Raw genomic sequence first — 25,386 nt, 5'->3', positions numbered from 1 at the left:
CTTCAGGTTATGTGCAAAGTCGTAAGCATTAACCTTTGAGTGGGGTGTTAAATGGATGAATTCAAACCAGAAGACGAGCTGAAACCCGATCCCAGCGATCGTCGTACTGGTCGTTCTCGTCAATCGTCTGAACGCGATAATGAGCCGCAAATCAATTTTGATGATGTTGATCTGGATGCTGACGATCGCCGTCCTGCGCGCGCACGCAAAGAGCGTGATGAAGAGCAGAACATTGAAGAAGAGTATGAATCTGATGACGATACCGTGGATGAAGAGCGTGTAGAACGTCGTCCGCGCAAGCGTAAGAAAGTCGCCAGCAAGCCTGCCTCCCGCCAGTATATGATGATGGGCGTGGGTGTTCTGGTACTGCTGCTGCTGATTATCGGCATTGGTTCTGCGCTGAAAGCCCCCTCATCTTCTTCCAATGAGCAGGCCGCATCTGGTGAGAAGAGCATCGATCTCTCTGGCAGCAATGCAACGGATCAGGCGAGTGCAACGACACCTGCAACGGGCGCAGAGCAGACTGCTGGCAATACCCAGCAGGATGTTTCCCTGCCACCGATTTCCTCTACCCCGACTCAAGGTCAGGCACCTGCGGCAACTGAAGGGCAGCAGCGTGTTGAAGTGCAGGGCGATTTGAACAACGCTCTGACACAACCGCAAGGCCAGGAGCAAGTTAACAACGCTGTGGTTAACTCTACGCTGCCGACCGAACCTGCGACCGTTGCGCCGATGCGTAATGGTAATGCTGCGCGCCAGACTGCGAAAACGGAAACGACTGAACGTCCTGCAGCTACGCATCAGGAACGTAAACAGGCCGTAATTGAGCCGAAGAGCAAACCGCAAACTACGGTGAAAGCGACGCCGACAGAGCCGAAACCTGTTGCCCAGGCAAAACCAACCGCAACTGCGCCGACTACCACAACCAAAGCGCCTGTGGTAACCGCTACGCCGAAAGCGGCCGCTGAGCCGAAAGCAACCACGACGGCGCCAGCACAGACCGCAACGCCTGCGCCAACGGCGACAGCAACAACGACAACACCTGTTGCTGGCGGAGCAAAAAGTGCAGGTAACGTTGGAGCGTTAAAATCTGCGCCGTCCAGCCATTACACGCTGCAGCTCAGCAGTTCTTCTAACTACGACAATCTGAACGGTTGGGCGAAGAAAGAAAACCTGAAGAACTATGTGGTGTACCAGACGACGCGTAACGGTCAACCGTGGTATGTTCTGGTGACAGGCGTGTATGCGTCTAAAGAAGATGCGAAACGTGCAGTGTCTACGTTACCCGCTGATATTCAGGCGAAAAACCCGTGGGCAAAACCGCTGCACCAGGTTCAGGCCGATTTGAAGTAAGATAGGATATGTTCTGCAATGGTTTGCTGTTTCGCCCAATTGCGGGACAAAGACTAAAGCGCAGGATGCTGTCGGAGCTTTCTCCACAGCCGGAGAAGGTGTAATTAGTTAGTCAGCATGAAAAAAAATCGCGCTTTTTTGAAATGGGCAGGGGGGAAATACCCCCTGCTTGATGATATCAAACGGCATTTACCTCAGGGTGAGTGCCTGATTGAACCTTTCGTGGGTGCCGGGTCGGTGTTTCTCAACACCGACTTTTCTCGTTATATTCTTGCCGATATCAACAGCGACCTTATCAGTCTCTATAACATCGTGAAGACGCGTACCGATGAGTATGTGCAGGCTTCTCGTGAGCTGTTTATGCCTGAAACCAATCAGGCTGAGGTGTACTATCGGTTCAGAGAAGAATTTAATGCCAGCCAGGATCCGTTCCGCAGAGCAGTGCTGTTCTTGTATCTGAACCGCTTTGGTTACAACGGATTATGCCGTTATAACCTGCGCGGCGAGTTTAACGTCCCGTTTGGGCGTTATAAAAAACCTTACTTCCCGGAAGCCGAGTTGTACCATTTTGCTGAGAAAGCGCAGAATGCGGAGTTCCATTGCCTCTCCTATGAAGAGTGCATGGACCGTGCGGATAGCAACTCTGTGGTCTATTGCGACCCGCCTTATGCACCACTTTCGGCGACGGCAAATTTCACTGCGTATCACACCAACAGCTTTAGCCCGAAAGAACAGGCGCATTTGGCCGAGATGGCAGAAAAGCTGGTCAGTAAGCAGATCCCAGTGTTAATTTCGAACCACGATACGCCCGATACCCGTGAATGGTACCGAGCGGCGAAACATTTTCAGGTCAAAGTGCGGCGCAGCATAAGCAGCAATGGCGGCACGCGTAAAAAGGTGAACGAACTGCTGGCACTGTATAAACCAGGAGTCGTAACGCCTGCGAAGAAATAAATCTCAAGGAGAAGCGGATGAAACCGTATTTGATCGCCCCCTCAATTCTGTCGGCTGATTTTGCCCGCCTGGGTGAGGACACCGCGAGAGCGCTGACTGCCGGTGCCGACGTTGTGCACTTCGACGTCATGGACAATCACTACGTACCGAACTTGACCATCGGACCGATGGTACTGAAATCGCTGCGTAAATATGGCATCACTGCCCCGATTGATGTTCACCTGATGGTGAAACCGGTCGATCGTATTGTCCCGGACTTCGCCGCCGCCGGTGCCAGCATCATTACTTTTCACCCGGAAGCCTCCGAGCATGTCGATCGCACTTTACAGCTGATCAAAGAGCATGGCTGTAAAGCGGGCCTGGTGTTCAACCCGGCAACGCCGCTGAGCTATCTGGACTACGTCATGGATAAGCTCGATGTGATCCTGCTGATGTCCGTTAACCCAGGCTTTGGCGGGCAGTCCTTCATCCCACAAACGCTGGATAAGCTGCGCGAAGTGCGTCGTCGCATTGATGAATCTGGCTACGATATCCGCCTCGAAGTGGACGGCGGTGTCAAAGTGAACAACATTGGCGAAATTGCCGCGGCAGGCGCAGATATGTTTGTCGCAGGCTCCGCGATTTTCGACCAACCAGACTACAAAATAGTCATTGATGAAATGCGCAATGAACTGGCGAAGGTAAGTCATGGATAAGTTTCAGGATATTCGGGGCGCTGCATTTGACCTCGACGGTACGCTGGTCGACAGCGCGCCGGGATTAGCCGCAGCGGTGGATATGGCGCTGTATGCGCTGGAATTGCCGGTTGCCGGAGAAGAACGCGTTATCACCTGGATTGGCAACGGTGCAGACGTACTGATGGAGCGCGCGCTGGCGTGGTCTCGTCAGGAGCGCGCGACATTACGTAAAACGATGGGTAAACCGCCCGTTGATGATGATATTCCCGCTGAGGAACAGGTACGTATTTTGCGTAAGCTGTTCGACAGATACTACGGTGATGTCGCAGAAGAGGGGACATTCCTGTTCCCTGATGTTGCCGACACGCTGGGTGCGCTGCATGCGAAAGGATTGCCGCTGGGTCTGGTGACCAACAAACCGACTCCGTTTGTCGCGCCATTACTCGAAGCATTAGATATCGCCAAATACTTTAGCGTGGTCATCGGTGGTGACGACGTGCAGAATAAAAAACCGCATCCGGATCCACTGCTGCTGGTGGCAAGCGAGCTTGGCATCAAGCCTGAGCAAATGCTCTTCGTAGGGGATTCACGCAATGATATTCAGGCGGCAAAAGCTGCTGGCTGTCCGTCCGTTGGCCTGACCTATGGCTACAACTACGGTGAGTCGATCGCGCTGAGCCAGCCCGACGTTATTTACGACCGTATTAATGAACTACTGCCCGCTCTCGGGCTTCCGCATAGCGAAAATCAGGAATCAAAAAATGACTAAGCCCATCGTTTTTAGTGGCGCACAGCCCTCAGGTGAATTGACCATTGGCAACTATATGGGTGCGCTGCGTCAGTGGGTGAGCATGCAGGATGACTACCATTGCATCTACTGCATCGTTGACCAACATGCCATCACCGTTCGTCAGGATGCGCAGCAGCTGCGTAAAGCAACGCTCGATACGCTGGCGCTGTACCTGGCATGCGGTATCGATCCTGAAAAAAGTACAATTTTCGTGCAGTCTCACGTACCGGAGCATGCACAGTTAGGTTGGGCACTGAACTGCTACACCTACTTCGGCGAGCTGAGCCGTATGACCCAGTTCAAAGATAAATCCGCACGCTATGCGGAGAACATCAACGCCGGCCTGTTTGATTATCCGGTACTGATGGCGGCAGACATTCTGCTGTATCAGACCAACCAGGTACCGGTTGGCGAAGATCAGAAACAGCATCTGGAACTGAGCCGCGATATCGCCCAGCGCTTCAACGCCCTGTATGGCGAGATCTTCAAAGTGCCTGAGCCGTTCATTCCTAAATCCGGTGCGCGCGTGATGTCGCTGCTGGAGCCGACGAAGAAAATGTCCAAGTCGGATGACAACCGCAACAACGTGATCGGTCTGCTGGAAGATCCGAAATCTGTGGTTAAGAAAATCAAACGCGCGATGACCGACTCTGAAGAGCCGCCTGTTGTACGCTACGACGTGCAGAACAAAGCGGGCGTTTCCAACCTGCTGGATATCCTCTCTGCGGTTACCGGCCAGAGCATTCCGGAGCTGGAACAGCACTTCGCAGGCAAAATGTATGGTCATCTGAAAGGTGAAGTCGCAGAGGCCGTTTCCGGTATGCTGACCGAGCTTCAGGAGCGTTATCACCGTTTCCGTAACGATGAAGCTTTCCTGCAGAAAGTGATGAAAGACGGTGCGGAAAAAGCCAGCGCACGTGCGTCTGTTACGCTGAAAGCCGTTTACGAAGCGATTGGTTTTGTCGCCAAGCCGTAATGCGCTCTGTGTTGTTGAAGAAACCGGGTTATGCCCGGTTTTTTTTCGCCTGTTGGTTTGTGAACCTCAAAAAATGTGAAGCGCCTCGCCGTTTGCATATTTCCTCATTGCGTTATATCTTCACTTTAATGAAGATATAAATATTCAATTTACTGAAAATATAAAATGCGTCGGACATTTATCAAGAAAGAGGGGGTTGTGCTGACAACCCTGGCCCGTTACCTGCTCGGTGAGAAGTGCGGTAACAGATTGAAAACTATCGATGAACTGGCTGCCGAGTGTCACTCATCGGTAGGGTTAACCCAGGCTGCGTTGAAAACGCTGGAATCCTCTGGGGCAATCCGTATTGAGCGTCGTGGGCGTAACGGTAGCTATCTGGTGGATATGGATAACCGTACGCTGCTAAAGCATGTGGATATTAATAACGTGGTCTGTGCGATGCCGCTGCCCTACACCCGTTTATATGAAGGACTGGCGAGTGGGCTGAAAGCGCAGTTCGATGGGATCCCGTTTTATTATGCACACATGCGTGGGGCTGATATTCGCGTGGAATGCCTGCTAAACGGCGTCTACGACATGGCGGTGGTTTCTCGTCTGGCGGCGGAAAGTTACCTTGCTCAGGACGGGCTGCGCATCACGTTGGCGCTGGGACCGCATACCTACGTTGGCGAGCATCAGCTAATTTGTCGCAAGGGCGAATCTGCAGTTGTAAAACGTGTCGGGCTCGATAACCGTTCGGCGGATCAGAAAATCATGACCGAGGCCTGTTTTGGCAACCGTAACGTTGAATTGATCGATATGCCTTATCACGAAAGCTTGCAGCGCATCGCGAAAGGGGATGTGGATGCGGTTATCTGGAACGTGGTTGCAGAGGCCGAGCTGGCGGTACTGGGGTTAGAAGCCACGCCGCTCACCAACGACCCGCGATTTCTGCAGGCCACGGAGGCCGTGGTACTTACCCGCGCAGAGGATCATGCGATGCAGCAGCTACTGCGCGCCGTTGTTAACAAAGAGGCGCTGCTTGCCCACCAACAACGTGTGGCGAACGGTGAACAGGAACCCAGTTATTAAGTGAAGGCAAACGACATGGAAAACAGGCTTAACCTGCTGTGTGAAGCAGGCGTTATCGACAAGGATATTTGTAGCGGCATGCTGCAAGTGGTCAGGCGGTTGGATGAAGAGTGGCGTTTGCCGATTCACAGCGAGCAAGGAACCATGGCGATGACCCATATGGCGAGTGCGTTAATGCGCAGCCGCCAGGGCGAAGTGATTGAAGCGCTGGATGGCGAGTTGCTGGAGGAGTTGGCGCAATCTCATCTCTGGCCAACTATTTTGCTGGTACATCAGGCGCTGATGAAAGAGTTTACGGTGGCGCTGCACGCGAATGAAGAAGGCTATATGCTGGCGAACTTGTATGGATTGTGGATGGCGGCGAACGAAGGCGTCTGAAATCAATGGGGAATGAGCTTATTGCATCTTAAATATTCAAAAAAATGAATATTTAACTGAAGGATTAGAAACGAGGCCGAGAAATGTTTATAGACGCATTGAAACGCCAGAACCCCGCGCTAATCTCCGCCGCTATCGCGTTATGGCAGCAGGGAAAGATCGCCCCTGACAGTTGGGTCATTGATGTTGACCAGGTCATTGAGAATGGCAAACGTCTGCTGGATGTCGCGGGGCAACATGGTATCTCGCTGTATCTGATGACCAAACAGGTTGGACGTAACCCGTGGCTGGCGGAGAAACTGTTGCAGCTTGGCTATGAAGGCATCGTGGTTGTCGATTACAAGGAGAGTCGCGTCATGCGCCGTGCCGGGTTGCCAGTTGCGCATCAGGGACATCTGGTGCAGATCCCGTCGCGGCTGGTCAATGAGGCTGTAGCGCAAGGTACTGAAGTCATCACATTGTTCTCACTGGAGAAAGCGCGCGAAGTTTCCGCTGCTGCGGTGAAGGCCGGCTGTGAACAGAACGTGATGCTGAAGGTGTACGACAAAGATGATTTTCTCTACCCGGGGCAGGAAAGCGGATTTCCGCTGATGTATCTGACGGATGTGGTCAATGAAATCCGCAGACTGCCGGGTCTGCGCCTGAGCGGCCTCACCCATTTCCCCTGCCTGTTATGGGATGAAAACTCCGCGCAGACGATGCCGACGCCTAATCTGCACACGCTGGTAAATGCCCGACGTCAGTTGGTTGAGGCCGGGATTGCCATTGAGCAGCTTAATGCGCCGTCAGCCAGTAGCTGTTCGTCACTCCCCCTGCTGGCGGAATATGGCGTCACCCATGCGGAGCCGGGTCATGCGTTGACCGGCACCATTCCTTCCAATCAAAAAGGCGACCAGCCGGAACGCATTGCGATGCTGTGGTTGAGCGAGATATCGCACAATTTTCGCGGAGACAGTTATTGCTACGGCGGGGGCTATTATCGTCGCGGCCATGCGCAAAATGCGCTGGTCTTTACGCCAGAAAATGACGCGCCTATAGCCGCGAAACTAAAACCCGTGGACGACAGCAGCATTGACTACTACCTGCCTGTGGCAGGTGAGTTTCCGGTGAGCAGCGCGGTGATCTTCTGTTTTCGCACCCAGATCTTCGTGACGCGTAGCGACGTGGTACTGGTGTCGGGCATTCAGCGCGGCGTAGCTGAAATCGTCGCGCGATACGACAGTCTCGGCAATATTCTGGAGGACTAATGGCCCGATTCGTGGTGTTAGTAATCGACAGTTTTGGCGTTGGCGCAATGAAAGACGTCACGCGGGTCAGGCCGCAGGATGCCGGAGCGAATACCTGTGGTCATATCCTGGGCGAACTCCCGCAGTTACGGCTGCCAACGCTTGAGAAGTTGGGGCTGATTAACGCTCTGGGCTTTGCGCCGGGCGTGATGAAACCTTCGGAATCGGCAGTCTGGGGCGTTGCGGAGCTGCAGCATGAAGGGGGAGATACCTTTATGGGCCATCAGGAGATTTTAGGCACACGGCCTCAGGCACCGCTGCGGATGCCATTTAGCGACGTTATTGATCGCGTTGAGCAAGCGCTGAAAGTCGCGGGCTGGCAGGTGGAACGTCGCGGCGGCGACCTGGCGTTTCTTTGGATCAACGATGCGGTTGCAGTGGGCGATAACCTAGAGGCGGATTTAGGTCAGGTCTACAACGTCACTGCCAATCTGTCCGCCATTGCGTTTGATGAGGTGCTAAAGATTGGCCGCGTAGTGCGCGAACAGGTTCAGGTCGGGCGCGTCATCACCTTTGGCGGTCAGCTTGCGAACAGCCAGCGCATTCTGGATGCCGCCGAAACGATGGAAGGGCGCTTTGTCGGCATTAATGCCCCACGCTCCGGCGCGTATGAAAGCGGTTTTCAGGTCAGGCATATGGGCTATGGCGTAGATGAGCAGGTACAGGTACCGCAAAAACTGCATGACGCCGGAATCCCTACCGTGCTGGTCGGTAAAGTGGCGGACATCGTTGGCAATCCGCACGGGCGCAGCTGGCAAAACCTGGTGGATAGCCAGCAGATTATGGATATCACGCTTAACGAATTTAACGCGGAATCGACGGTATTTATCTGTACCAACATTCAGGAAACCGATCTCGCCGGACACGCTGAAGACGTCGCACGTTATGCCGAACGGCTGCAGCTTGTTGATCTTAATCTTTCACGCCTTCTGACCGCTATGGAGCCAAATGACTGTCTGGTGGTCATGGCCGATCACGGCAACGATCCGACCATAGGGCACAGCCACCATACCCGGGAAGTTGTGCCGGTATTGGTGTATCAACAGGGGCTGGAGCCTGCGCAATTAGGCATCCGGGCGACGTTATCCGATGTTGGCGCTACGGTGTGTGAATTTTTCGGCGCGGCGGCGCCACAAAACGGCTGTTCTTTTCTCTCGGCATTGCGCCTTACAGGAGACACCTTATGAACTTTGATCCGACGGGCTACACCTGGGTCCACGAACATCTGCATATCGATCTCTCCGGATTTAAGAATAACCTCGACTGCCGGTTAGATCAGTACGATCTCATTTGTCAGGAAATGAAGGATCTCCGGGCGTTAGGCGTCAGCAACATTATTGAGATGACCAACCGCTATATGGGACGTAATCCGCAATTCATGCTCGACCTGATGCGCGATACCGGAATTAACGTCGTGGCCTGCACAGGCTATTACCAGGATGCGTTCTTCCCTGAACATGTTGCGGCCCGAAGCGTGGAACAGCTCGCGCAGGAGATGGTCGATGAGATAGTCATCGGTATTGATGGTACTGAATTGAAGGCCGGAATTATCGCGGAAATCGGCTCTAGTGAAGGCGTGATTACGACGCTTGAAGAGAAGGTGTTTATCGCCGCGGCGCGGGCACACATCGAAACCGGACGCCCCATCTCAACCCATACCTCTTTTAGCACGATGGGAGTGGAACAACTGGTGTTGCTACAGGCGCACGGCGTCGACCTTTCCCGCGTAACCGTGGGTCACTGCGACCTGAAAGATAATCTCGACAATATCTTACGCATGATCGAGCTCGGCGCGTATGTGCAATTCGATACCATCGGAAAAAACAACTATTACCCGGACGAGAAACGCATCGCCATGCTGTACGCGATACGCGATCGCGGACTGCTTAGCCACGTCATGCTCTCTATGGACATTACCCGCCGCTCGCATTTAAAAGCCAATGGCGGCAATGGCTACGACTATCTGTTAACCACCTTTATCCCACAGCTGCGCCAGTCAGGATTCAGTCAGGCCGATGTGGACATGATGTTACGTGATAACCCCTCAAAATTTTTCCAATAAGGACAGAATCATGAAAAAGATTGGCGTTGCTGGCTTACAGCGTGAACAGATTAAAAAAACCATCGAAACCGCAGCACCGGGCTGCTTTGAAGTCTCCATTCATAACGATATGGAAGCGGCGATGAAGGTGAAATCCGGACAACTGGATTACTACATCGGCGCTTGTAACACCGGTGCGGGTGCAGCACTGTCGATTGCCATCGCGGTGATTGGCTACAACAAAAGCTGCACTATCGCCAAGCCGGGTATTAAGGCGAAAGACGAACATATCGCAAAAATGGTTGCGGAAGGGAAAGTGGCGTTTGGTCTCTCCGTCGAACATGTTGAACATGCGATTCCGATGCTGGTTAACCACCTGAAATAAAAGGCATGACTATGGATCTGTATATTCAGATTGTGGTGGTGGCCTGCCTGACCGGCATGACGTCACTTCTGGCACACCGCTCGGCGGCCGTCTTTCATGACGGCATCCGCCCGATCCTGCCGCAGCTGATCGAGGGGTACATGAACCGCCGGGAGGCGGGAAGTATCGCGTTTGGTCTGAGTATCGGCTTTGTCGCGTCAGTGGGGATCTCCTTTACCCTGAAAACCGGCTTGCTCAACGCCTGGCTGCTGTTCCTGCCGACGGATATTCTCGGCGTGCTGGCAATGAACAGCCTGCTCGCGTTCGGTCTGGGCGCTATCTGGGGCATATTGATTCTGACCTGCCTGCTTCCGGTGAACCATTTGCTCACGGCGCTGCCGGTTGATGTACTGGGCAGCCTCGGTGAGCTGAGTTCTCCGGTGGTTTCCGCATTCGCACTCTTCCCGCTGGTGGCGATTTTCTACCAGTTTGGCTGGAAGCACAGCATTATCGCGGCGGTGGTAGTACTGATGACCCGCGTGGTGGTGGTGCGTTACTTCCCGCATCTGAACCCGGAATCAATTGAGATTTTTGTGGGGATGATGATGCTGCTGGCGATAGCCATTACGCATGATATTCGCCATCGCGGTGATGAGGAGATGGATGCCAGCGGGCTATCGGTCTTTGAAGAACGAACCTCACGGATTATTAAAAACCTGCCGTATATTGCCATTGTAGGCGCGTTGATTGCCGCCGTTGCCAGTATGAAAATTTTTGCTGGTAGCGAGGTCTCAATTTTTACGCTGGAAAAAGCCTATTCAGCGGGGATTACGCCTGAGCAATCGCAGACGCTGGTTAACCAGGCGGCGCTGGCGGAATTTATGCGTGGGTTGGGTTTTGTGCCGTTGATTGCCACCACCGCGCTGGCAACCGGTGTATACGCGGTAGCGGGCTTCACCTTTGTTTATTCCGTTGGTTATCTGGCTCCGAACCCGTGGATAGCGGCAATCCTTGGCGCTATCGTGATTTCCGCGGAAGTGCTGCTGCTGCGCTCAATTGGCAAATGGCTGGGGCGTTATCCGTCAGTGCGTAACGCATCGGACAATATTCGTAATGCGATGAATATGCTGATGGAAATGGCGCTGCTGATAGGCTCGATTTTTGCCGCCATCAAGATGGCGGGCTACACCGGCTTCTCGATTGCGGTAGCGATTTACTTCCTTAACGAATCGATAGGGCGTCCGGTGCAGAAGATGGCGGCCCCGGTGGTTGCAGTGATGATTACGGGTATTGTGCTGAATATTCTCTACTGGTTTGGTCTGTTTGTTCCGGCCTGAGGAGGTGTAAAACATGAAGACGTTCCCTCTGCAAAGTCTTACGCTCGCGCAAGCACAACAAAAGCAGTTTGCGCTGGTGGATACGCTCTGCCGTCACTTTCCTGGCGCTGACTTTCTGGCCGGTGGCGATTTGGGGCTGGCCCCGGGGCTGAATCAGCCCCGGGTCACGCAGCGTGTGGAAAAGGTGCTGGCCGAGGCGTTTCATGCTGAAGCCGCCGTGCTGGTTCAGGGTGCTGGCACCGGGGCTATTCGCGCCGGGCTGGCCGCACTGCTCAAACCCGGGCAGCGGCTGCTGGTACACGACGCACCTGTGTATCCTACAACACAGGTGATCATTGAGCAGATGGGCATCACCCTGGTCAGAGCTGATTTCAACAGCGCCTCGGCAATCATGCGGGCTATTACGCAGTATCGCCCTGATGCCGCGTTGGTACAGCATACGCGGCAGCAACCGCAGGACCATTACGTTTTAGCGGATGTGTTGGCTGAATTAACACAATGCGGCGTACCGACATTAACCGATGATAACTACGCGGTGATGAAAGTAGAGGGTATCGGCTGCGAGTGTGGGGCGACGCTGTCCACCTTTTCCTGCTTTAAGCTCTTCGGCCCGGAAGGCGTAGGGGCGGTTGTCGGCAAGGCAGAGGTCATCGCTAAAATTCGTAGCACCCTCTATTCCGGCGGCAGCCAGATCCAGGGTGCGCAGGCGCTCGAGGTACTTCGCGGTCTGGTTTTCGCTCCGGTGATGCATGCGGTGCAGGCTGGCGTTTCTGAGCGTCTGCTGAATCTGCTCGATAGTGGAGCGATACCTGAGGTGAAAAAAGCGGTTATTGCTAATGCCCAGTCGAAGGTGCTGATCGTGGAGTTTCACCAGCCGATTGCCGCCAGTGTGCTGGAAGAGGCGCATAAACGCGGTGCGCTACCGTATCCGGTAGGAGCGGAGTCGAAATATGAAATCCCGCCGCTGTTTTATCGCCTCTCCGGGACCTTCCGTGAAGCGAATCCAGAGCTGAGCGACTATGCGATTCGTATTAATCCCAATCGCAGTGGCGAGGACACGGTGCTGCGGATTTTGCGGGAAAGCGTGAGTGCATGTGAGTGAGCGTAAATCTAAAATGAAAAAACCGGGAAATTCCCGGTTTTTTTGTATCTGCGCAATCGCGTATATTATTGATTTGCAGCCGGGCCGCAGCCACCAATAATTTTAGAAATTGAAATCGCCGGATGGAATAAATAATCGTAGCTACAGTTGTTTTTTGTGTTTTCAATATGACCAGTACATGCGGTCAGCGTAGCCAGTACACCTGCCACGATGGTGATTTTTGCAAATTTAAACATGATAAAATCCTTGTAAGATATCTATTTTTTAAATGGATGAAATCCATTTCTCGGCGGTTAAGATATCAACTAAGGAAGATTTTAAATAGTCCGAATAAGGACGTGATAATGTTAGGGTAAATTATATTTTTAATGAATTAAAATGCTATGAAATGTATCTATTATTAATAAATTGATGAATGATATTTTATTTAGATTAAATATTAACTTTTGTGAATCATAAATAAATGCCCTGAATATCAGGGCATTTATTAACATTCAATTAATGATTCGAGAACCAGTTCAGCTTATCGCGTAGTCCAACCACGCGACCGACGATAATCAGCGCCGGACTTTCAACCTGCTGTGCCAGCTCGCCGAGCTGTGTCAGAACCCCGTTGACGACGCGTTGCTTCACGGAAGTCCCGTTTTCTACCAGCGCGACGGTCATATCAGGCTGCATGCCAAATTCAATCAGTTTTTCCTGGATGGTGGCTGCCTGATTCAGTCCCATGTAGAACACCAGCGTCTGTTTCTCGGCCGCCAGGTTTTCCCAGTCCAGCTCACCGCCGGTTTTCAGGTGTCCGGTAACCAGACGCACGCTCTGAGCGTAATCACGATGGGTCAGTGGAATGCCGGAATAGGCAGAACAACCGGATGCTGCGGTAATACCAGGCACTACAGAGAATGGAATACCGGCATGGCACAGCGTTTCCAGCTCTTCGCCACCACGGCCAAAGATGAACGGGTCGCCACCTTTCAGTCGTACCACGCGCTTGCCCTGTTGTGCTTCACGCAGCAGGATCTGATTGATCTCTTCCTGCGGTACGCAGTGATAGCCCGCACGTTTGCCGACGAACACCCGGTCTGCATCGCGGCGTACAAGGTTCATGATGTCGTCGGAAACCAGGCGGTCATAGACCACGACATCCGCTTGCTGGATCTGCTGTAGCCCTTTCAGCGTCAGCAGGCCGGCATCGCCAGGACCGGCGCCAACCAGCACCACTTCACCACGGTGATCCAGCGGTTCGCTGAGCATTTGCTCGGTGGTTTCCTCGACGGCTTTCAGGTCATTGTTCGCCAGCGACTGCGCCAGGCGGTCATTCACGAACAATTTTTCCCAGAAGCGGCGACGTTCACCCATGCTGGCAAACTGTTTCTTCACCCGGGAGCGCAACTTGCCGGCATATTGTGCGACTTGGCCCAAATGCTGAGGCAGTACGGATTCAAGCCTTTCACGCAGCAGACGGGCAAGCACCGGCGATGTCCCGCCGGAGGAGACCGCCACCATCAGCGGCGAGCGGTCGATAATGGAGGGCATGATAAAACTGGCTGCTTTTGGCGCGTCGACCACGTTGCAGAAGATACGACGTGACTCCGCGGCGGTGCTGACGCTTTGGTTGACGGCATCGTCATCGGTGGCGGCAATAGCCAGCCAGCAGGTGTTGAGCAGGGACTCATCGAACGGTCCCTCAACCAGCGTCAGCATGCCTTCATCTGCCCATACTTTGAACTGCGGAATAAACGCCAGTGCATTAACCGTTAAACGGGCGCCCGCTTCCAGCAGTAACCGCGCTTTGCGTTCTGCGACATCACCACCGCCGACGATCAAGCAGTCGCGGTCACGTAGTTGACAAAATATAGGCAAATGGTCCACGACATTACCCCTTAATTAATTATTAGCAGCCGCCTCTGGCTGGTTGATTTTTGCCGGAGCCGGACGCTCCGATTTTGGCGTAGCATACCAATAACCTAATCCCATGAATACGACACCGGACAAAGTATTACCGAGTGTCACCCACAGCAGGTTATGACCAATTCCTGACAGGGTATAAGCTTCGCTGTGATGACCGAACCAGGAGAGGGCAAACAGCGTCATGTTGGCCACCGAGTGCTCGTAGCCTGAAGCGATAAACGCCAGCAGACACCACCAGATAGCGAGGAATTTTGCCGCGCCTTCGGTACGGATTGCCATCCATATTGCCAGACAAACCAACCAGTTACACAGTGCACCTTTAAAGAACAGCACCGTTGCAGGCGCGGTGGTTTTCGCCAGCGCGACCGAATGGACGATGCTGGTATCGACCGGCAGCAGACTGCCGCCTCCCCAGCTATAAAGCAGGGCGACAAACACGGATCCGACCAGATTTCCCAGCCAGGTTTGCGGCAGGATAGCCCACATTTGGCCGTGGCTGATGGTGTCCGCTTTGACGCCGAGCGTCAGGAACATGGTGTGACCGGTAAACAGTTCTGAACCGGCAATAATAACCAGCGTTAAGGCGATACCAAAGGTTGCACCCATCACCAGCGGACGTACGGACGGGTCGAGCAGGTTACCGAGGGTAAAAATAAGGATGATGCCGAGGCCAACGTAGGCCCCTGCCATTGCCGAACTGACCCAGAACCCGAGCGGGTTATTTGCCGACAGGCGTGCGATGCGCGCAGCGTTAGCCGCACACTTATTGATAGTGTCTGTGAACATGTGTTGATTATCCTTGAAGTACAAAAATAAAAAGAAATCGTAACCGTAGGCCGGATAAGGCATTTATGCCGCCATCCGGCAATGTGCTTTTGCAATTGCCTGATGGCGCTACGCTTATCAGGCCTACCAATAAAAGACCTACAAATACGTCAAAAAAGGGGAGGCGTTGCGCCTCCCAAAAATTTATTAACCGCGCAGTTGCACCGTGCCGTCTTTCACTCGCGCTTCGTAATGTTTCACGGAGAACTGTTCGTCTTCCATGCACAGTCCGTCGCTTAAACGAAAACGCTGTTTTTTCAGCGGGCTGGCAACCCACAATTCGCCCTGATGTTCAGCAATAAGCCCACGAGAAAGCACGCTGGACTCAAAGAACGGGTCGATGTTGCTGATCGCAAACACTTGGTCGCTGTGATACGGGCGGAAAATTGCAACCTGCTCGTTACCTAACAGGGCGCAGACGCCTGTTGCAGGCAGAATGTCATCGATTTTGCAGATGTTTTTCCACTGGCTCATGCGTTTTCCTCCACCAGAGTCACCGGGATACGCTCATAAGGCGTGGCCGGACGATGTTGTTCACGTTCAGGCACAACCTGGACATTCGGATCGCGTTTATCGCTGTTGATAAAGTGTTTGAAGCGAACCTGCGCGGATGGAGTGTTAACGGTTTCTGTCCACTCGCAGACCACCGCTTCACGCAGACGGGCCATCTCTTCTTCAAGATGCTGGTTCAGGCCCAGCTTGTCGTCGATGATGACGGACTTCAGATACTCGATACCGCCTTCCAGATTGTCTAACCACGGTGCGGTACGGGTCAGTTTGTCGGCGGTACGGATGTAGAACATCATGAAACGATCAAGATACTTGAGCAGCGTTTCGCGATCGATATCTGCTGCCAGCAGGTCTGCATGGCGAGGTTTCATCCCGCCGTTACCGCAAACGTACAGGTTCCAGCCTTTCTCAGTGGCGATGATACCTACGTCTTTGCCCTGAGCTTCCGCACATTCGCGGGTACAACCGGAGACGCCGAATTTCATTTTGTGCGGGGTACGAATGCCTTTGTAGCGATTTTCCAGCTCCACGCCGAAGCCTACGCTATCGCCGACGCCATAACGACACCAGGTGCTACCTACGCAGGTTTTCGCCATACGCAGCGCTTTGGCATACGCGTGGCCAGTTTCAAAACCAGCTTCAATCAGCTGACGCCAGATTTCCGGCAGGTCATCTTTCTGCGCGCCGAACAGACCGATACGCTGAGAACCGGTAATTTTGGTGTACAGGTTAAATTCACGCGCGATACGGCCCACGGCCACCAGGCCTTCAGGGGTAATTTCGCCACCCGCAGAGCGCGGGATCACGGAGTAAGTACCGTCTTTCTGGATGTTAGCCAGGAAGTTGTCGTTGGTGTCCTGCAACGGCGTGTGCTGCGGTTTGAGGATGTACTCATTCCAGCAGGAAGCCAGCAGAGAACCCACGGTAGGTTTACACACTTCGCAGCCGTAGCCTTTCCCGTGTTTGGCCAGCAGCTCTTCGAAGGTTTTGATGCCTTCTACACGGATGAGATGGAACAGTTCCTGACGTGAGTACGGGAAGTGTTCGCACAGGTTGTTATTCACTTCGATACCCTGTTTCGCCAGTTCGGCGTTCAGGACCTGCGTTACCAGCGGGATACACCCGCCACAGCCGGTACCGGCTTTGGTTTCCGCTTTCAGCGCCGCAACGGTATGGCAGCCTTTGTTGATAGCGGCAACCAGCATGCCTTTGGTGACGTCAAAGCAGGAGCAAATCTGCGCGCTGTCCGGCAGTTTATCGACACCGATAGATGGCTTACCGCTGCCCGCGTGTGCTGGCAGAATCAGTGAATCTGGATTTTCCGGCAGTTCAATGGCGTTCAGCACCAACTGCAGCAGATTGCCGTAATCGCTGGTGTCGCCAACCAGAACCGCGCCGAGCAGGGTTTTGTTATCTTCGCTAACGATCAGGCGTTTGTAGACTTCTTTGCTTTCGTCGAGATAGACATAGCTACGTGCACCCGGCGTGCGAGCATGCGCGTCACCAATACCGCCGACGTCAACGCCGAGCAGCTTCAGCTTGGCGCTCAGGTCCGCGCCTTCAAAGGCGTTTTCAGTTTCGAGAATATGGTCAACGGCAACCTGCGCCATTTTGTAGCCAGGAGCGACCAGACCATACACGCGGTTGTTCCAGCTTGCGCATTCGCCGATGGCATAGATGTCCGGGTCAGAAGTCTGGCAGGTGTCATTAATGACGATACCGCCGCGTGGCGCGACGTCAAGGCCGCACTGGGTGGCCAGTTTGTCGCGTGGACGAATACCGGTAGAGAAGACGATGAAATCGACTTCCAGTTCGCTACCGTCGGCAAAACGCATGGTTTTGCGCGCTTCGGTGCCTTCCTGAACGATCTCTTTGGTGTTTTTGCTGGTGTGCACACGCACGCCCATGCTTTCAATTTTGCGACGTAACTGCTCGCCACCCATATGATCCAGCTGTTCAGCCATCAGCATTGGGGCGAATTCAATCACGTGGGTTTCAACGCCGAGGCTTTTCAGCGCACCAGCGGCTTCCAGGCCCAGCAGGCCACCGCCGACCACGGCACCGCGTTTGCTACGGCGCGCGCAAGACTCAATCGCGTTGAGGTCTTCGATGGTGCGGTAAACGAAGCAGTCCTGGGTTTCCGAACCTTTAATCGGTGGGATCCACGGGTAAGAGCCCGTCGCCATGATTAGCTTATCGTAGTAAACCGTACGACCTGCGCTGGAGTGGATTACTTTCTCCTGGCGATTAATGGTAATTGCGCGCTCGCCCACTAACACTTTAACGCCGTGCTTCTCGTAGAATCCTTCACGCACCAGAGAAAGCTCTTCGGCGGTGTGGTGGGAGAAGTAGGAAGACAGGTGTACGCGGTCGTATGCTTTGCGGGGTTCTTCACAGAAGACGGTAATATCAAAATTGGCAGCGTCGGATTTATCAAGAAGATCCTCAATAAAGCGATGGCCGACCATACCATTACCGATAATAGCGAGTCTGACTTTGCTCATTTTTGCCTCGATTTCTTTTCTATTACTGCCTACCTTAACGATTCAGCAACCGCACTTATTGATGCAAATCAAATTCGCCCTTATATACCCCTTAAGAGGTATGTAACTGATTTGTCAGCATTTTTATAAGTGACGGAATTATTTGAGTTTTCGTGTTTGTATAAATAGCGTACAAATTAAGGGGTTTTTGTAAGAATTGGCCTACATGAACAGTGAAAGAAGAGAGGAGGCGAAAATATGCCGGATGATGTGGATACCATCCGGCAGTGTGTAGGCCGGGCTAGCGAAGCGCCCCCGGCACTGAGATTAATGCATTGCTGGCGCGTTATGCTGGCGATGACGCGTGACGAAGCCAAGAATAAAGCACATTACGAATACAACCGCATACAAGCCGTTAGCCGTCTGCAATGCCGCCTGCGGGCCGCTATGTGCCACAATAGGGCCGGTTACCACGAAGGTGAGCATAGTACCAATGGTGCCGCAGGTCAGAACGAAGTTAACCAGTTTGGGTGAGGCGACCTTCGTCTGCTGGGAGCCAAGGGTAATGATGGTGGTATAAATCGCGCTGGAGAAGAAGCCCAGCGTCAGAATGAACCACGGCATATGTTCCGGCGTACCCGTGATAAACAGATACATCAGTACGGTGGCCAGACCCGCCAGTACGGTCAGGATGCGTTGCAAATCGAAGAAACGCAGAATGAAGCTAAACGCCCACATGCCAACCATGTAAGACATCCAAAAGTCGCTGACCAGTTTACCTGCGTCGTTCAGGCTCATACCCAGGCTTTTGGCGTATTCCGGAACCCAGGAGATAAAGCCCAATTGACCGAGGATGTAGCACAGCGCGGCGATCGCCAGAAACAGCACGCCAATCCCCCATTTTTCTTTTACTACCGGCGCGTCTGACTGCTGAGCGTGTTTACCCAGTGCCGGAAATTCACAACCGAAGGTCAGCAGGAAAATAGCGACGTATACCAGGCCGATGCAAGCATAGACCCAATACCATTCGATGCTGCGCGCTAACAGGAACGCGGCAACCATCGGGAAAATCATACCGGCCATGCTGAAGAAGGAGTCAGTAAACAGCAGGCGGGAACCGCGCTGGCGACCTTCGTACATTTGAGTTACCAGGAACGTACCAATCGACATGGTTATACCGCTCACAAGACCCAATACAAACATGGCGGCAGAGAACAAGGCCAGGCTATGGCTGAGCATCAGTCCGGCGACTGCCAGTACCATCAGGATAAAGCCGAAGCGCAACTGGGTTTTCAGGGGCACGATTTCCATTAGCCATGCATTCAGAAAGATAGAGATCAGAATGCCGGCATTCAGGAAGGTGAAGGTGTTACTCATACTGGAAACGGGCAAATGGAAGTAATCTGCGATGTTTCCCATCACCATCCCGGTGACAATTACCAACGCACCTGTCAGGGCGTAGGAGAGAAAGCTAATCCATGTGAGCTTGATGCGATTGCTGTTAGTCATGACTGGCCTGTATAGAAGAGTAAGGCGCATTGACTGCGCCGTGAGCGGGCAGATTTTAGGCGCTTTTGTGATGTATTTAAATATTTATTGGTAATGACTTTGTTTATTACATTTTTGTATGTGATCTTAATCACATTGATTCATGCGGCAGTAAGGTTACATTTGTTTCAAGTACGTAAAATTAGGTAAAGGGATGGCCTTGTCCTTGAAGGCTCTTTAGAATCAATTCACTTGCTTCATTTCTGCTCTTGTTAAGGAATTCTCATGCTCAAATCGACTCTGGCGGCTGTTGCAGCTGTTCTCGCTCTTTCTGCTCTCTCTCCCGCAGCACTGGCAGCAAAAGGTGACCCTCATGTTCTGCTGACAACCTCTGCTGGTAACATTGAGCTGGAGCTGAACAGTCAGAAAGCCCCGGTTTCAGTGCAAAACTTTGTCGATTATGTCAACAGCGGTTTCTATAACAACACTACGTTCCACCGTGTCATCCCTGGCTTCATGGTGCAGGGTGGCGGTTTTACCGAGCAGATGCAGCAGAAGAAACCTAACCCGCCAATCAAGAATGAAGCCGATAACGGACTGCGTAACACCCGCGGCACGATTGCTATGGCACGTACAGCGGATAAAGACAGCGCGACCAGCCAGTTCTTTATCAACATTGCAGACAACGCTTTCCTCGATCACGGCCAGCGCGACTTTGGCTATGCTGTCTTCGGAAAAGTTGTGAAAGGTATGGATGTCGCGGATAAGATCTCTCAGGTACAGACCCATGATGTCGGTCCATACCAGAATGTTCCGTCAAAACCGATTGTTATCCTTTCTGCTAAAGTTCTGCCGTAATCGCATCTAGCGCGGGTAGTTCTTGCCCGCGTTCACCCCTCTCTCTGCGTAACCCGAAATTGCTGCTTATACTTGTGGCAAGTGTCGGCTCATTCAGGGAGGTCACGTGAAAAAACTCACCGATAAACAAAAGTCCAGGCTGTGGGAACAGCGGCGAAACGCCAATTTCCAGGCCAGCCGACGGCTGGAAGGCGTAGATATTCTACGGGTTACTCTGAGTGCTGAAGACGCTCTGGCGCGTCTTGAAGAGCTGAGGAGGCACTATGAGCGATAAATTCGGTGATGGTCGCGACCCGTATTTATATCCGGGCCTGAATGTCATGCGTAACCGTCTGGGGATTCATCAGGCGCAGCGTTTGGCGCAGGCGGCTTATGAACTGACGGCGCTGCGTGCGGCGACTATCGAATTGGGGCCGCTTAAACGAGGCTTACCGCACCTGTGCGCCATTCATCGACAGCTGTATCGAGATATTTTTGACTGGGCGGGACACCTGCGCGAAGTCGATATTTACCAGGGCGATACTCGCTTTTGCCATTTCGCCTATATCGAGAAAGAGGGCAATGCACTGATGCAGGACCTGGAAGATGAGTCCTGGCTGGTGGGATTACCGGAAGACAAGTTTGTCGATCGTCTTGCGCACTATTATTGCGAAATCAATGTGCTGCATCCGTTTCGCATTGGTAGCGGTCTGGCGCAGCGTATTTTCTTCGAACAGTTAGCGATTCATGCAGGGTATGTGCTGAGCTGGGATGGCATTCCGGTTGAGGAGTGGAATCAGGCTAATCAGAGCGGGGCGATGGGTGACCTGTCTGCACTGCGGGCGATATTTCGTAAAGTGGTAAGCGAAGCACCGGAAACTGAGTAGAATAGCGCGGTTCTTATGTACCGGAGCCGCCATGATCCTGCTTATCGATAACTATGATTCTTTCACCTGGAACCTGTACCAATACTTCTGCGAACTGGGGGCTGATGTCCTTGTCAGGCGCAACGACGAGCTGACGCTGGCGCAAATTGACGCGCTGAGCCCGCAAAAAATCGTCATTTCCCCGGGACCCTGTACGCCGGATGACGCCGGTATTTCGCTGGAGGTTATTCGCTATTACGCAGGGAAGATCCCTCTGCTGGGCGTTTGTCTGGGGCACCAGGCGATGGCGCAGGCCTTTGGCGCGACCGTGGTTCGGGCGGCGAAAGTGATGCATGGTAAAACGTCGCCGATTACGCATAACGGGCAGGGCGTTTTTCAGGGGCTCGCCAATCCATTAACGGTAACGCGCTACCATTCTCTGGTGGTCGCTCCCGAAACCCTTCCTGACTGCTTTGAGGTGACCGCCTGGAGTGAAACACAGGAGATCATGGGTATTCGCCACCGGGAGTGGGATATGGAAGGGGTGCAGTTTCACCCGGAGAGCATTCTCAGCGAACAGGGGCATCAGCTGCTGGCTAATTTCCTCAACCGGTGATTTGTGGTTGCTATTCAGTGATTTTTTATTCATATTTTGTGATTATAATTTCACTAGCATTTCTGCTTAACAGGGTGGTAATGACATGGCAACTGAACAAACTGCAATTACACGCGCGACATTCGATGAAGTGATTCTGCCGATTTATGCACCGGCTGAGTTTATCCCGGTAAAAGGGAAAGGGAGTCGAGTATGGGATCAACAGGGTAAAGAGTATGTTGATTTCGCGGGCGGCATTGCAGTTACCGCGTTAGGGCATTGTCATCCTGCGCTGGTTGAGGCGTTAAAAACCCAGGGTGAAACCCTGTGGCATACCAGCAACGTTTTCACCAACGAACCGGCGTTACGCTTAGGTCGTAAACTCATTGATGCGACTTTCGCCGAACGCGTACTGTTCATGAACTCCGGTACCGAAGCTAACGAAACCGCCTTTAAGCTGGCGCGCCACTATGCCTGCGTGCGTCATAGCCCGTTCAAAACCAAAATCATTGCCTTCCATAACGCGTTTCATGGTCGCTCGCTGTTTACCGTATCCGTCGGCGGGCAGCCGAAATATTCCGACGGCTTTGGACCAAAGCCGGCAGATATCATCCATGTCCCGTTTAACGATCTGCATGCGGTCAAAGCGGTGATGGACGATCACACCTGCGCGGTGGTGATCGAGCCTATTCAGGGCGAGGGTGGTGTTACTGCGGCAACGCCGGCATTCCTGCATGGCTTGCGTGAACTTTGTGATCAGCACCAGGCGCTGTTGGTATTTGATGAAGTACAGAGCGGGATGGGGCGTACTGGCTCACTGTTTGCCTATATGCACTACGGCGTTACGCCGGATATCCTCACCAGCGCCAAGGCGCTCGGTGGCGGTTTCCCGGTGAGCGCGGTGCTGACCACCCAGGAGATTGCCTCCGCGTTCCACGTGGGTTCACACGGCTCCACATACGGCGGTAACCCGCTGGCCTGCGCGGTTGCGGGAGCTGCGTTTGATATCATCAACACGCCGGAAGTGCTGGAAGGTATTCAGGCCAAACGCCAGGCGTTTGTTCAGCATTTGCAGAAAATTGACCAGCAGTTTGACATTTTCAGCGACATTCGCGGTATGGGACTGCTGATTGGCGCCGAACTGAAGCCGCAGTTTAAAGGCCGGGCGCGTGATTTCTTGTACGCCGCGGCGAATGAAGGCGTGATGGTACTGAACGCCGGACCGGACGTGATGCGTTTCGCGCCGTCGCTGGTGGTGGAGCAGACCGATATCGATGAAGGAATGCAGCGCTTCGCGCAGGCGGTAGCGAAGGTGGTGGGCTGATTGCCGGATGGCGGCGCGAGCGCCTTATCCGGCCTACAGGGTAAGGTGTTATTCGTAGGCCGGATAAGCGTAGCGCATCCGGCAGTCGATCTTAACCTTTCATGTCCCGCAACCGGCGGCTCAGCCAGATCCCATGGTGCGGTCGCTGACGCCATGCTACCGACGAAATGGTATGCATGGTGTTCAGATGCCCCAAAACCCGCTGCAGATGCTGCTCAAGGGTGCTTAAAGGCCCATGGGACAGCATCTCTGGCGCTTCGAGAATATTCACATCGCCGGAGCTTCCGGGACCGTCATATTCTAGCCGCTGCTGACAGCGCTGGATCGCAATTTCACAGGACTCCAGATACCGCTGCGCCAAATCCGGCGTCAGCATCGTATGTTCCCTTGCCAGCGTAGTCATTGCGTTGATGTGTTCGACGATGAACTGGCTATGCGTAACCCACAGTTTCATGTCCGCCAGGTAGTGCGAGTTGAACCCTGGCTCCTGCATCGCCTGGTTCAGCGAGTTGAACAGCGTGTTATGCGCCTGGTTGACCCGCATGCGTTGATACGCCAGCGGTGTGGCCTGGGGATCGTGGCTAAGAATCAGGCGAATGGCCTCCTGATCGGCTTCTAACGCATCGTGGGCGTTTTTACGCAGTAAACCGCTCTGCCACTGCGGCCACAGCCAGAGCATCCCGCCAAAAGCGATCAGGCAGCCAGTGATCGTATCGATAAACCGCGGTACGATAAACTGTTCCCCGTTCAGCGTCAGCAGTTGCAGGGTATATACCGCGGTGACCGTAAAGCCGACGGTAGCCCAGCCGTAGTTTTTGCGGATGGTCAGATAACTCACCAGGGTTATCAGCAGCATGCCTGCCAGCGTGTAACCTTCCTGAATATGAAAGTGCAGCGTGACGCCAGCGATCACCAGGCCGACGAGCGTCCCTACTGAACGGTGTAAAATACGTACCCGGGTTGCCCCGTAGCCATTTTGCGTGACGAACAGGATTGTCATCAAAATCCAATAGGGTTTTGGCAGGTGTAAGGCGCTGCCCATCAGGCTGGCAATGCTCAACATGACGCTGATGCGTCCGGCATTACGCAGCGCAGGAGATTTCAACGACAAATAGCTTTTCAGGGCAGGGATCAGCGGCAGCCGACGCTGCTTGTCAGCCATTAAATCACGGGCATACAGTGGTCGCTGGGTGCGTAGCACACGGGCAATACGGCTGAAGTGCCAGTAGCAAAATTGACCTACCGGATTGTCCGGATGCTGGTTGGCGATTTTCTCCAGCGTGCCAATCTGCTTTTCCATTGAGAAACGGGTCGGTAAGCGGTGATACAAAATATCATCGGCCAGTACGCGAAGGCGTTCGGCAACTGTGCGCGCATTCCAGCGAATCACTTGTTCGGCGTGGCTACGTTCGACCAGCTTTTGCACCTCTTCCGGCTGGTGGAGGCTAACGGAAATATGTTCCTGTAAATCGAGCGCCTCCTGAAAGGCACGTAGCAGGCGCTTATAATCGTTGTTGCGATGCGCCGACAACATATGCATTTGCTGATAGCACTGGGTAATTAAATCCACCGCTTTTTGCTGGCGCACCAGCAGGGGAGGCAGCGCTTTTTCTGGGTCGGCATGCTGGGTCAGCATGCTGTACTTGGCCTCACAGTAATCGGCTAATTCGCGGTACAACAAGCTAAGCGACTCACGCAGCGGCTGCTCGCGCCACATCCAGAACCAGAACCAGTTGAACAGACCGTACCACAATGTGCCCAGCGCGTAGATTAGCAGCGGCTCCCAGACGGGCATGTTACCTGCCAGACTGAGTGTGAAAATTGCCGCAATAAGCGAGGCAGGTAGTAGTCGCGCATGCAGAGGGCCTAATTCTGCGGTTACACCAAGAATCAGCGTCAGGCCGGTGAGGATCAGCGGCAGCGGTATAGTCTGTGCCAGCAGTAATTGCATGATCAGACTGCATCCGGCAAACAAAGACGCGCCAATCACTAAGCGTTTGAAAAAGCGCTTATGCGGGGTATCAAGACCGGCAATATTGCAGCAGGCAGGGACGAGGGAAAAGAGGAGTCCCAGATGAAGCTGACCGATGATCAGACCGACGGCCACAGGTAAACATAGCACCAGCGTTTGTCGTAGTGCGTAGTTGATCTCTGGGTGGTATATCAGTCTTCGCCACATCGGAGCAAACAAAAGTGGCGCATTACGGGGTAACGCGCC

At 53.4% G+C, this 25,386-nt stretch carries 25 protein-coding genes; 18 read left to right on the top strand and 7 right to left on the bottom strand.

The window, feature by feature from the left end; translation table 11 throughout:
• The first annotated feature begins 51 nt into the window (after positions 1 to 51).
• The 13 genes from damX to OGV98_RS12625 all read left to right on the top strand — a co-directional run bounded on the left by damX (position 52) and on the right by OGV98_RS12625 (position 12,329).
• Positions 52 to 1,353 carry a cell division protein DamX gene (damX, locus tag OGV98_RS12685; RefSeq protein ID WP_202580953.1) on the top strand — a complete coding sequence of 434 codons (1,302 nt, stop codon included), beginning with the start codon at positions 52 to 54 and terminating at the stop codon, positions 1,351 to 1,353.
• A gap of 117 nt (positions 1,354 to 1,470) precedes the next feature.
• On the top strand, positions 1,471 to 2,307 hold the full coding sequence (dam, locus tag OGV98_RS12680; protein WP_003023558.1) for an adenine-specific DNA-methyltransferase: 837 nt from the start codon (positions 1,471 to 1,473) through the stop codon (positions 2,305 to 2,307).
• A gap of 17 nt (positions 2,308 to 2,324) precedes the next feature.
• Entirely contained in the window at positions 2,325 to 3,002 is a 678-nt protein-coding gene (gene rpe, locus OGV98_RS12675; protein WP_202580954.1) for a ribulose-phosphate 3-epimerase, read from the top strand.
• Positions 2,995 to 3,753, top strand: coding sequence for a phosphoglycolate phosphatase (gph, locus tag OGV98_RS12670; RefSeq protein ID WP_202580955.1), 759 nt, complete (start codon positions 2,995 to 2,997; stop codon positions 3,751 to 3,753). The genes rpe and gph overlap by 8 nt, the downstream gene beginning before the upstream one ends.
• Positions 3,746 to 4,750 carry a tryptophan--tRNA ligase gene (trpS, locus tag OGV98_RS12665; RefSeq protein WP_202580956.1) on the top strand — a complete coding sequence of 335 codons (1,005 nt, stop codon included), beginning with the start codon at positions 3,746 to 3,748 and terminating at the stop codon, positions 4,748 to 4,750. Before gph ends, trpS begins: the two co-directional genes overlap by 8 nt.
• A 165-nt stretch (positions 4,751 to 4,915) precedes the next feature.
• Positions 4,916 to 5,821, top strand: coding sequence for a GntR family transcriptional regulator YhfZ (yhfZ, locus tag OGV98_RS12660; RefSeq protein ID WP_202580957.1), 906 nt, complete (start codon positions 4,916 to 4,918; stop codon positions 5,819 to 5,821).
• Positions 5,822 to 5,836: 15 nt separating this feature from the next.
• Positions 5,837 to 6,199, top strand: a complete 363-nt coding sequence (locus OGV98_RS12655) for a hypothetical protein (RefSeq protein WP_003023568.1) — start codon at positions 5,837 to 5,839, stop codon at positions 6,197 to 6,199.
• A gap of 83 nt (positions 6,200 to 6,282) precedes the next feature.
• The gene (locus OGV98_RS12650; protein ID WP_003023571.1) at positions 6,283 to 7,446 is read left to right on the top strand and encodes a YhfX family PLP-dependent enzyme; all 1,164 of its coding nucleotides are present in this window, start codon (positions 6,283 to 6,285) and stop codon (positions 7,444 to 7,446) included.
• Positions 7,446 to 8,672, top strand: coding sequence for a phosphopentomutase (locus OGV98_RS12645; RefSeq protein ID WP_057101798.1), 1,227 nt, complete (start codon positions 7,446 to 7,448; stop codon positions 8,670 to 8,672). Before OGV98_RS12650 ends, OGV98_RS12645 begins: the two co-directional genes overlap by 1 nt.
• On the top strand, positions 8,669 to 9,547 hold the full coding sequence (locus OGV98_RS12640; RefSeq protein WP_121572067.1) for a phosphotriesterase-related protein: 879 nt from the start codon (positions 8,669 to 8,671) through the stop codon (positions 9,545 to 9,547). The genes OGV98_RS12645 and OGV98_RS12640 overlap by 4 nt, the downstream gene beginning before the upstream one ends.
• Before the next feature lie 10 nt (positions 9,548 to 9,557).
• On the top strand, positions 9,558 to 9,911 hold the full coding sequence (locus OGV98_RS12635; protein WP_003023576.1) for a DUF2620 domain-containing protein: 354 nt from the start codon (positions 9,558 to 9,560) through the stop codon (positions 9,909 to 9,911).
• A gap of 11 nt (positions 9,912 to 9,922) precedes the next feature.
• Positions 9,923 to 11,227 carry a YhfT family protein gene (locus OGV98_RS12630; RefSeq protein ID WP_003847963.1) on the top strand — a complete coding sequence of 435 codons (1,305 nt, stop codon included), beginning with the start codon at positions 9,923 to 9,925 and terminating at the stop codon, positions 11,225 to 11,227.
• A gap of 13 nt (positions 11,228 to 11,240) precedes the next feature.
• Positions 11,241 to 12,329 (top strand): aminotransferase class I/II-fold pyridoxal phosphate-dependent enzyme, encoded by a 1,089-nt coding sequence (locus OGV98_RS12625; protein WP_061549618.1) that lies wholly within the window; start codon positions 11,241 to 11,243, stop codon positions 12,327 to 12,329.
• A 65-nt stretch (positions 12,330 to 12,394) separates the two neighbouring features.
• On the opposite strand, the gene OGV98_RS12620 is transcribed toward OGV98_RS12625, so the two are convergent.
• From OGV98_RS12620 to tsgA, 6 genes are all read right to left on the bottom strand, one after another.
• On the bottom strand, positions 12,395 to 12,565 hold the full coding sequence (locus OGV98_RS12620; RefSeq protein ID WP_003837939.1) for a YhfL family protein: 171 nt from the start codon (positions 12,563 to 12,565) through the stop codon (positions 12,395 to 12,397).
• Positions 12,566 to 12,827: 262 nt separating this feature from the next.
• The gene (cysG, locus tag OGV98_RS12615) at positions 12,828 to 14,201 is read right to left on the bottom strand and encodes a siroheme synthase CysG (RefSeq protein WP_016151091.1); all 1,374 of its coding nucleotides are present in this window, start codon (positions 14,199 to 14,201) and stop codon (positions 12,828 to 12,830) included.
• Between the two features lie 15 nt (positions 14,202 to 14,216).
• A complete protein-coding gene (gene nirC / locus OGV98_RS12610; protein ID WP_286551585.1) occupies positions 14,217 to 15,026 on the bottom strand; it encodes a nitrite transporter NirC in 810 nt (269 codons plus the stop codon).
• Positions 15,027 to 15,212: 186 nt separating this feature from the next.
• Positions 15,213 to 15,539: a nitrite reductase small subunit NirD gene (nirD, locus tag OGV98_RS12605; protein WP_003023590.1), complete on the bottom strand. Its 327-nt coding sequence runs from the start codon at positions 15,537 to 15,539 to the stop codon at positions 15,213 to 15,215.
• Positions 15,536 to 18,079 (bottom strand): NADPH-nitrite reductase large subunit, encoded by a 2,544-nt coding sequence (gene nirB / locus OGV98_RS12600; protein WP_003023592.1) that lies wholly within the window; start codon positions 18,077 to 18,079, stop codon positions 15,536 to 15,538. The genes nirD and nirB overlap by 4 nt, the downstream gene beginning before the upstream one ends.
• 306 nt (positions 18,080 to 18,385) lie before the next feature.
• On the bottom strand, positions 18,386 to 19,567 hold the full coding sequence (gene tsgA / locus OGV98_RS12595; protein ID WP_003847955.1) for an MFS transporter TsgA: 1,182 nt from the start codon (positions 19,565 to 19,567) through the stop codon (positions 18,386 to 18,388).
• Positions 19,568 to 19,831: 264 nt separating this feature from the next.
• Here tsgA and ppiA point away from each other — a divergent pair, with 264 nt between their 5' ends.
• From ppiA to argD, 5 genes are all read left to right on the top strand, one after another.
• Positions 19,832 to 20,404 carry a peptidylprolyl isomerase A gene (gene ppiA / locus OGV98_RS12590; protein WP_003023595.1) on the top strand — a complete coding sequence of 191 codons (573 nt, stop codon included), beginning with the start codon at positions 19,832 to 19,834 and terminating at the stop codon, positions 20,402 to 20,404.
• Positions 20,405 to 20,510: 106 nt separating this feature from the next.
• The gene (gene ficA, locus OGV98_RS12585) at positions 20,511 to 20,678 is read left to right on the top strand and encodes a FicA/YhfG family antitoxin (protein WP_003023597.1); all 168 of its coding nucleotides are present in this window, start codon (positions 20,511 to 20,513) and stop codon (positions 20,676 to 20,678) included.
• Positions 20,668 to 21,270, top strand: coding sequence for a putative adenosine monophosphate-protein transferase Fic (locus tag OGV98_RS12580; RefSeq protein WP_003023599.1), 603 nt, complete (start codon positions 20,668 to 20,670; stop codon positions 21,268 to 21,270). Before ficA ends, OGV98_RS12580 begins: the two co-directional genes overlap by 11 nt.
• Before the next feature lie 31 nt (positions 21,271 to 21,301).
• Positions 21,302 to 21,865: an aminodeoxychorismate synthase component 2 gene (gene pabA / locus OGV98_RS12575; protein ID WP_003847954.1), complete on the top strand. Its 564-nt coding sequence runs from the start codon at positions 21,302 to 21,304 to the stop codon at positions 21,863 to 21,865.
• Between the two features lie 85 nt (positions 21,866 to 21,950).
• The gene (gene argD, locus OGV98_RS12570; RefSeq protein WP_115489366.1) at positions 21,951 to 23,168 is read left to right on the top strand and encodes a bifunctional acetylornithine/succinyldiaminopimelate transaminase; all 1,218 of its coding nucleotides are present in this window, start codon (positions 21,951 to 21,953) and stop codon (positions 23,166 to 23,168) included.
• A 91-nt stretch (positions 23,169 to 23,259) separates the two neighbouring features.
• Here the strand turns inward: argD and OGV98_RS12565 are convergent, their stop codons facing one another.
• Positions 23,260 to 25,347 (bottom strand): YccS/YhfK family putative transporter, encoded by a 2,088-nt coding sequence (locus OGV98_RS12565; RefSeq protein ID WP_016151089.1) that lies wholly within the window; start codon positions 25,345 to 25,347, stop codon positions 23,260 to 23,262.
• Positions 25,348 to 25,386: the final 39 nt, after the last annotated feature.

This window comes from Citrobacter sp. Cf136 (assembly GCF_030333815.1).
Taxonomy (GTDB): domain Bacteria; phylum Pseudomonadota; class Gammaproteobacteria; order Enterobacterales; family Enterobacteriaceae; genus Citrobacter; species Citrobacter freundii.
This window is presented reverse-complemented; position numbering and strand designations above follow the sequence as displayed.

Coding starts and splice junctions, on each gene's coding strand:
- OGV98_RS12645 (WP_057101798.1), top strand. CDS start 7,446: ATGGCCCGATTCGTGGTGTTAGTAATCGACAGTTTTGGCGTTGGCGCA.
- damX (WP_202580953.1), top strand. CDS start 52: ATGGATGAATTCAAACCAGAAGACGAGCTGAAACCCGATCCCAGCGAT.
- OGV98_RS12655 (WP_003023568.1), top strand. CDS start 5,837: ATGGAAAACAGGCTTAACCTGCTGTGTGAAGCAGGCGTTATCGACAAG.
- OGV98_RS12625 (WP_061549618.1), top strand. CDS start 11,241: ATGAAGACGTTCCCTCTGCAAAGTCTTACGCTCGCGCAAGCACAACAA.
- OGV98_RS12635 (WP_003023576.1), top strand. CDS start 9,558: ATGAAAAAGATTGGCGTTGCTGGCTTACAGCGTGAACAGATTAAAAAA.
- OGV98_RS12650 (WP_003023571.1), top strand. CDS start 6,283: ATGTTTATAGACGCATTGAAACGCCAGAACCCCGCGCTAATCTCCGCC.
- trpS (WP_202580956.1), top strand. CDS start 3,746: ATGACTAAGCCCATCGTTTTTAGTGGCGCACAGCCCTCAGGTGAATTG.
- OGV98_RS12630 (WP_003847963.1), top strand. CDS start 9,923: ATGGATCTGTATATTCAGATTGTGGTGGTGGCCTGCCTGACCGGCATG.
- nirC (WP_286551585.1), bottom strand. CDS start 15,026: ATGTTCACAGACACTATCAATAAGTGTGCGGCTAACGCTGCGCGCATC.
- ppiA (WP_003023595.1), top strand. CDS start 19,832: ATGCTCAAATCGACTCTGGCGGCTGTTGCAGCTGTTCTCGCTCTTTCT.
- OGV98_RS12640 (WP_121572067.1), top strand. CDS start 8,669: ATGAACTTTGATCCGACGGGCTACACCTGGGTCCACGAACATCTGCAT.
- nirB (WP_003023592.1), bottom strand. CDS start 18,079: ATGAGCAAAGTCAGACTCGCTATTATCGGTAATGGTATGGTCGGCCAT.
- argD (WP_115489366.1), top strand. CDS start 21,951: ATGGCAACTGAACAAACTGCAATTACACGCGCGACATTCGATGAAGTG.
- dam (WP_003023558.1), top strand. CDS start 1,471: ATGAAAAAAAATCGCGCTTTTTTGAAATGGGCAGGGGGGAAATACCCC.
- rpe (WP_202580954.1), top strand. CDS start 2,325: ATGAAACCGTATTTGATCGCCCCCTCAATTCTGTCGGCTGATTTTGCC.
- yhfZ (WP_202580957.1), top strand. CDS start 4,916: ATGCGTCGGACATTTATCAAGAAAGAGGGGGTTGTGCTGACAACCCTG.
- OGV98_RS12580 (WP_003023599.1), top strand. CDS start 20,668: ATGAGCGATAAATTCGGTGATGGTCGCGACCCGTATTTATATCCGGGC.
- OGV98_RS12565 (WP_016151089.1), bottom strand. CDS start 25,347: ATGTGGCGAAGACTGATATACCACCCAGAGATCAACTACGCACTACGA.
- tsgA (WP_003847955.1), bottom strand. CDS start 19,567: ATGACTAACAGCAATCGCATCAAGCTCACATGGATTAGCTTTCTCTCC.
- gph (WP_202580955.1), top strand. CDS start 2,995: ATGGATAAGTTTCAGGATATTCGGGGCGCTGCATTTGACCTCGACGGT.
- pabA (WP_003847954.1), top strand. CDS start 21,302: ATGATCCTGCTTATCGATAACTATGATTCTTTCACCTGGAACCTGTAC.
- OGV98_RS12620 (WP_003837939.1), bottom strand. CDS start 12,565: ATGTTTAAATTTGCAAAAATCACCATCGTGGCAGGTGTACTGGCTACG.
- nirD (WP_003023590.1), bottom strand. CDS start 15,539: ATGAGCCAGTGGAAAAACATCTGCAAAATCGATGACATTCTGCCTGCA.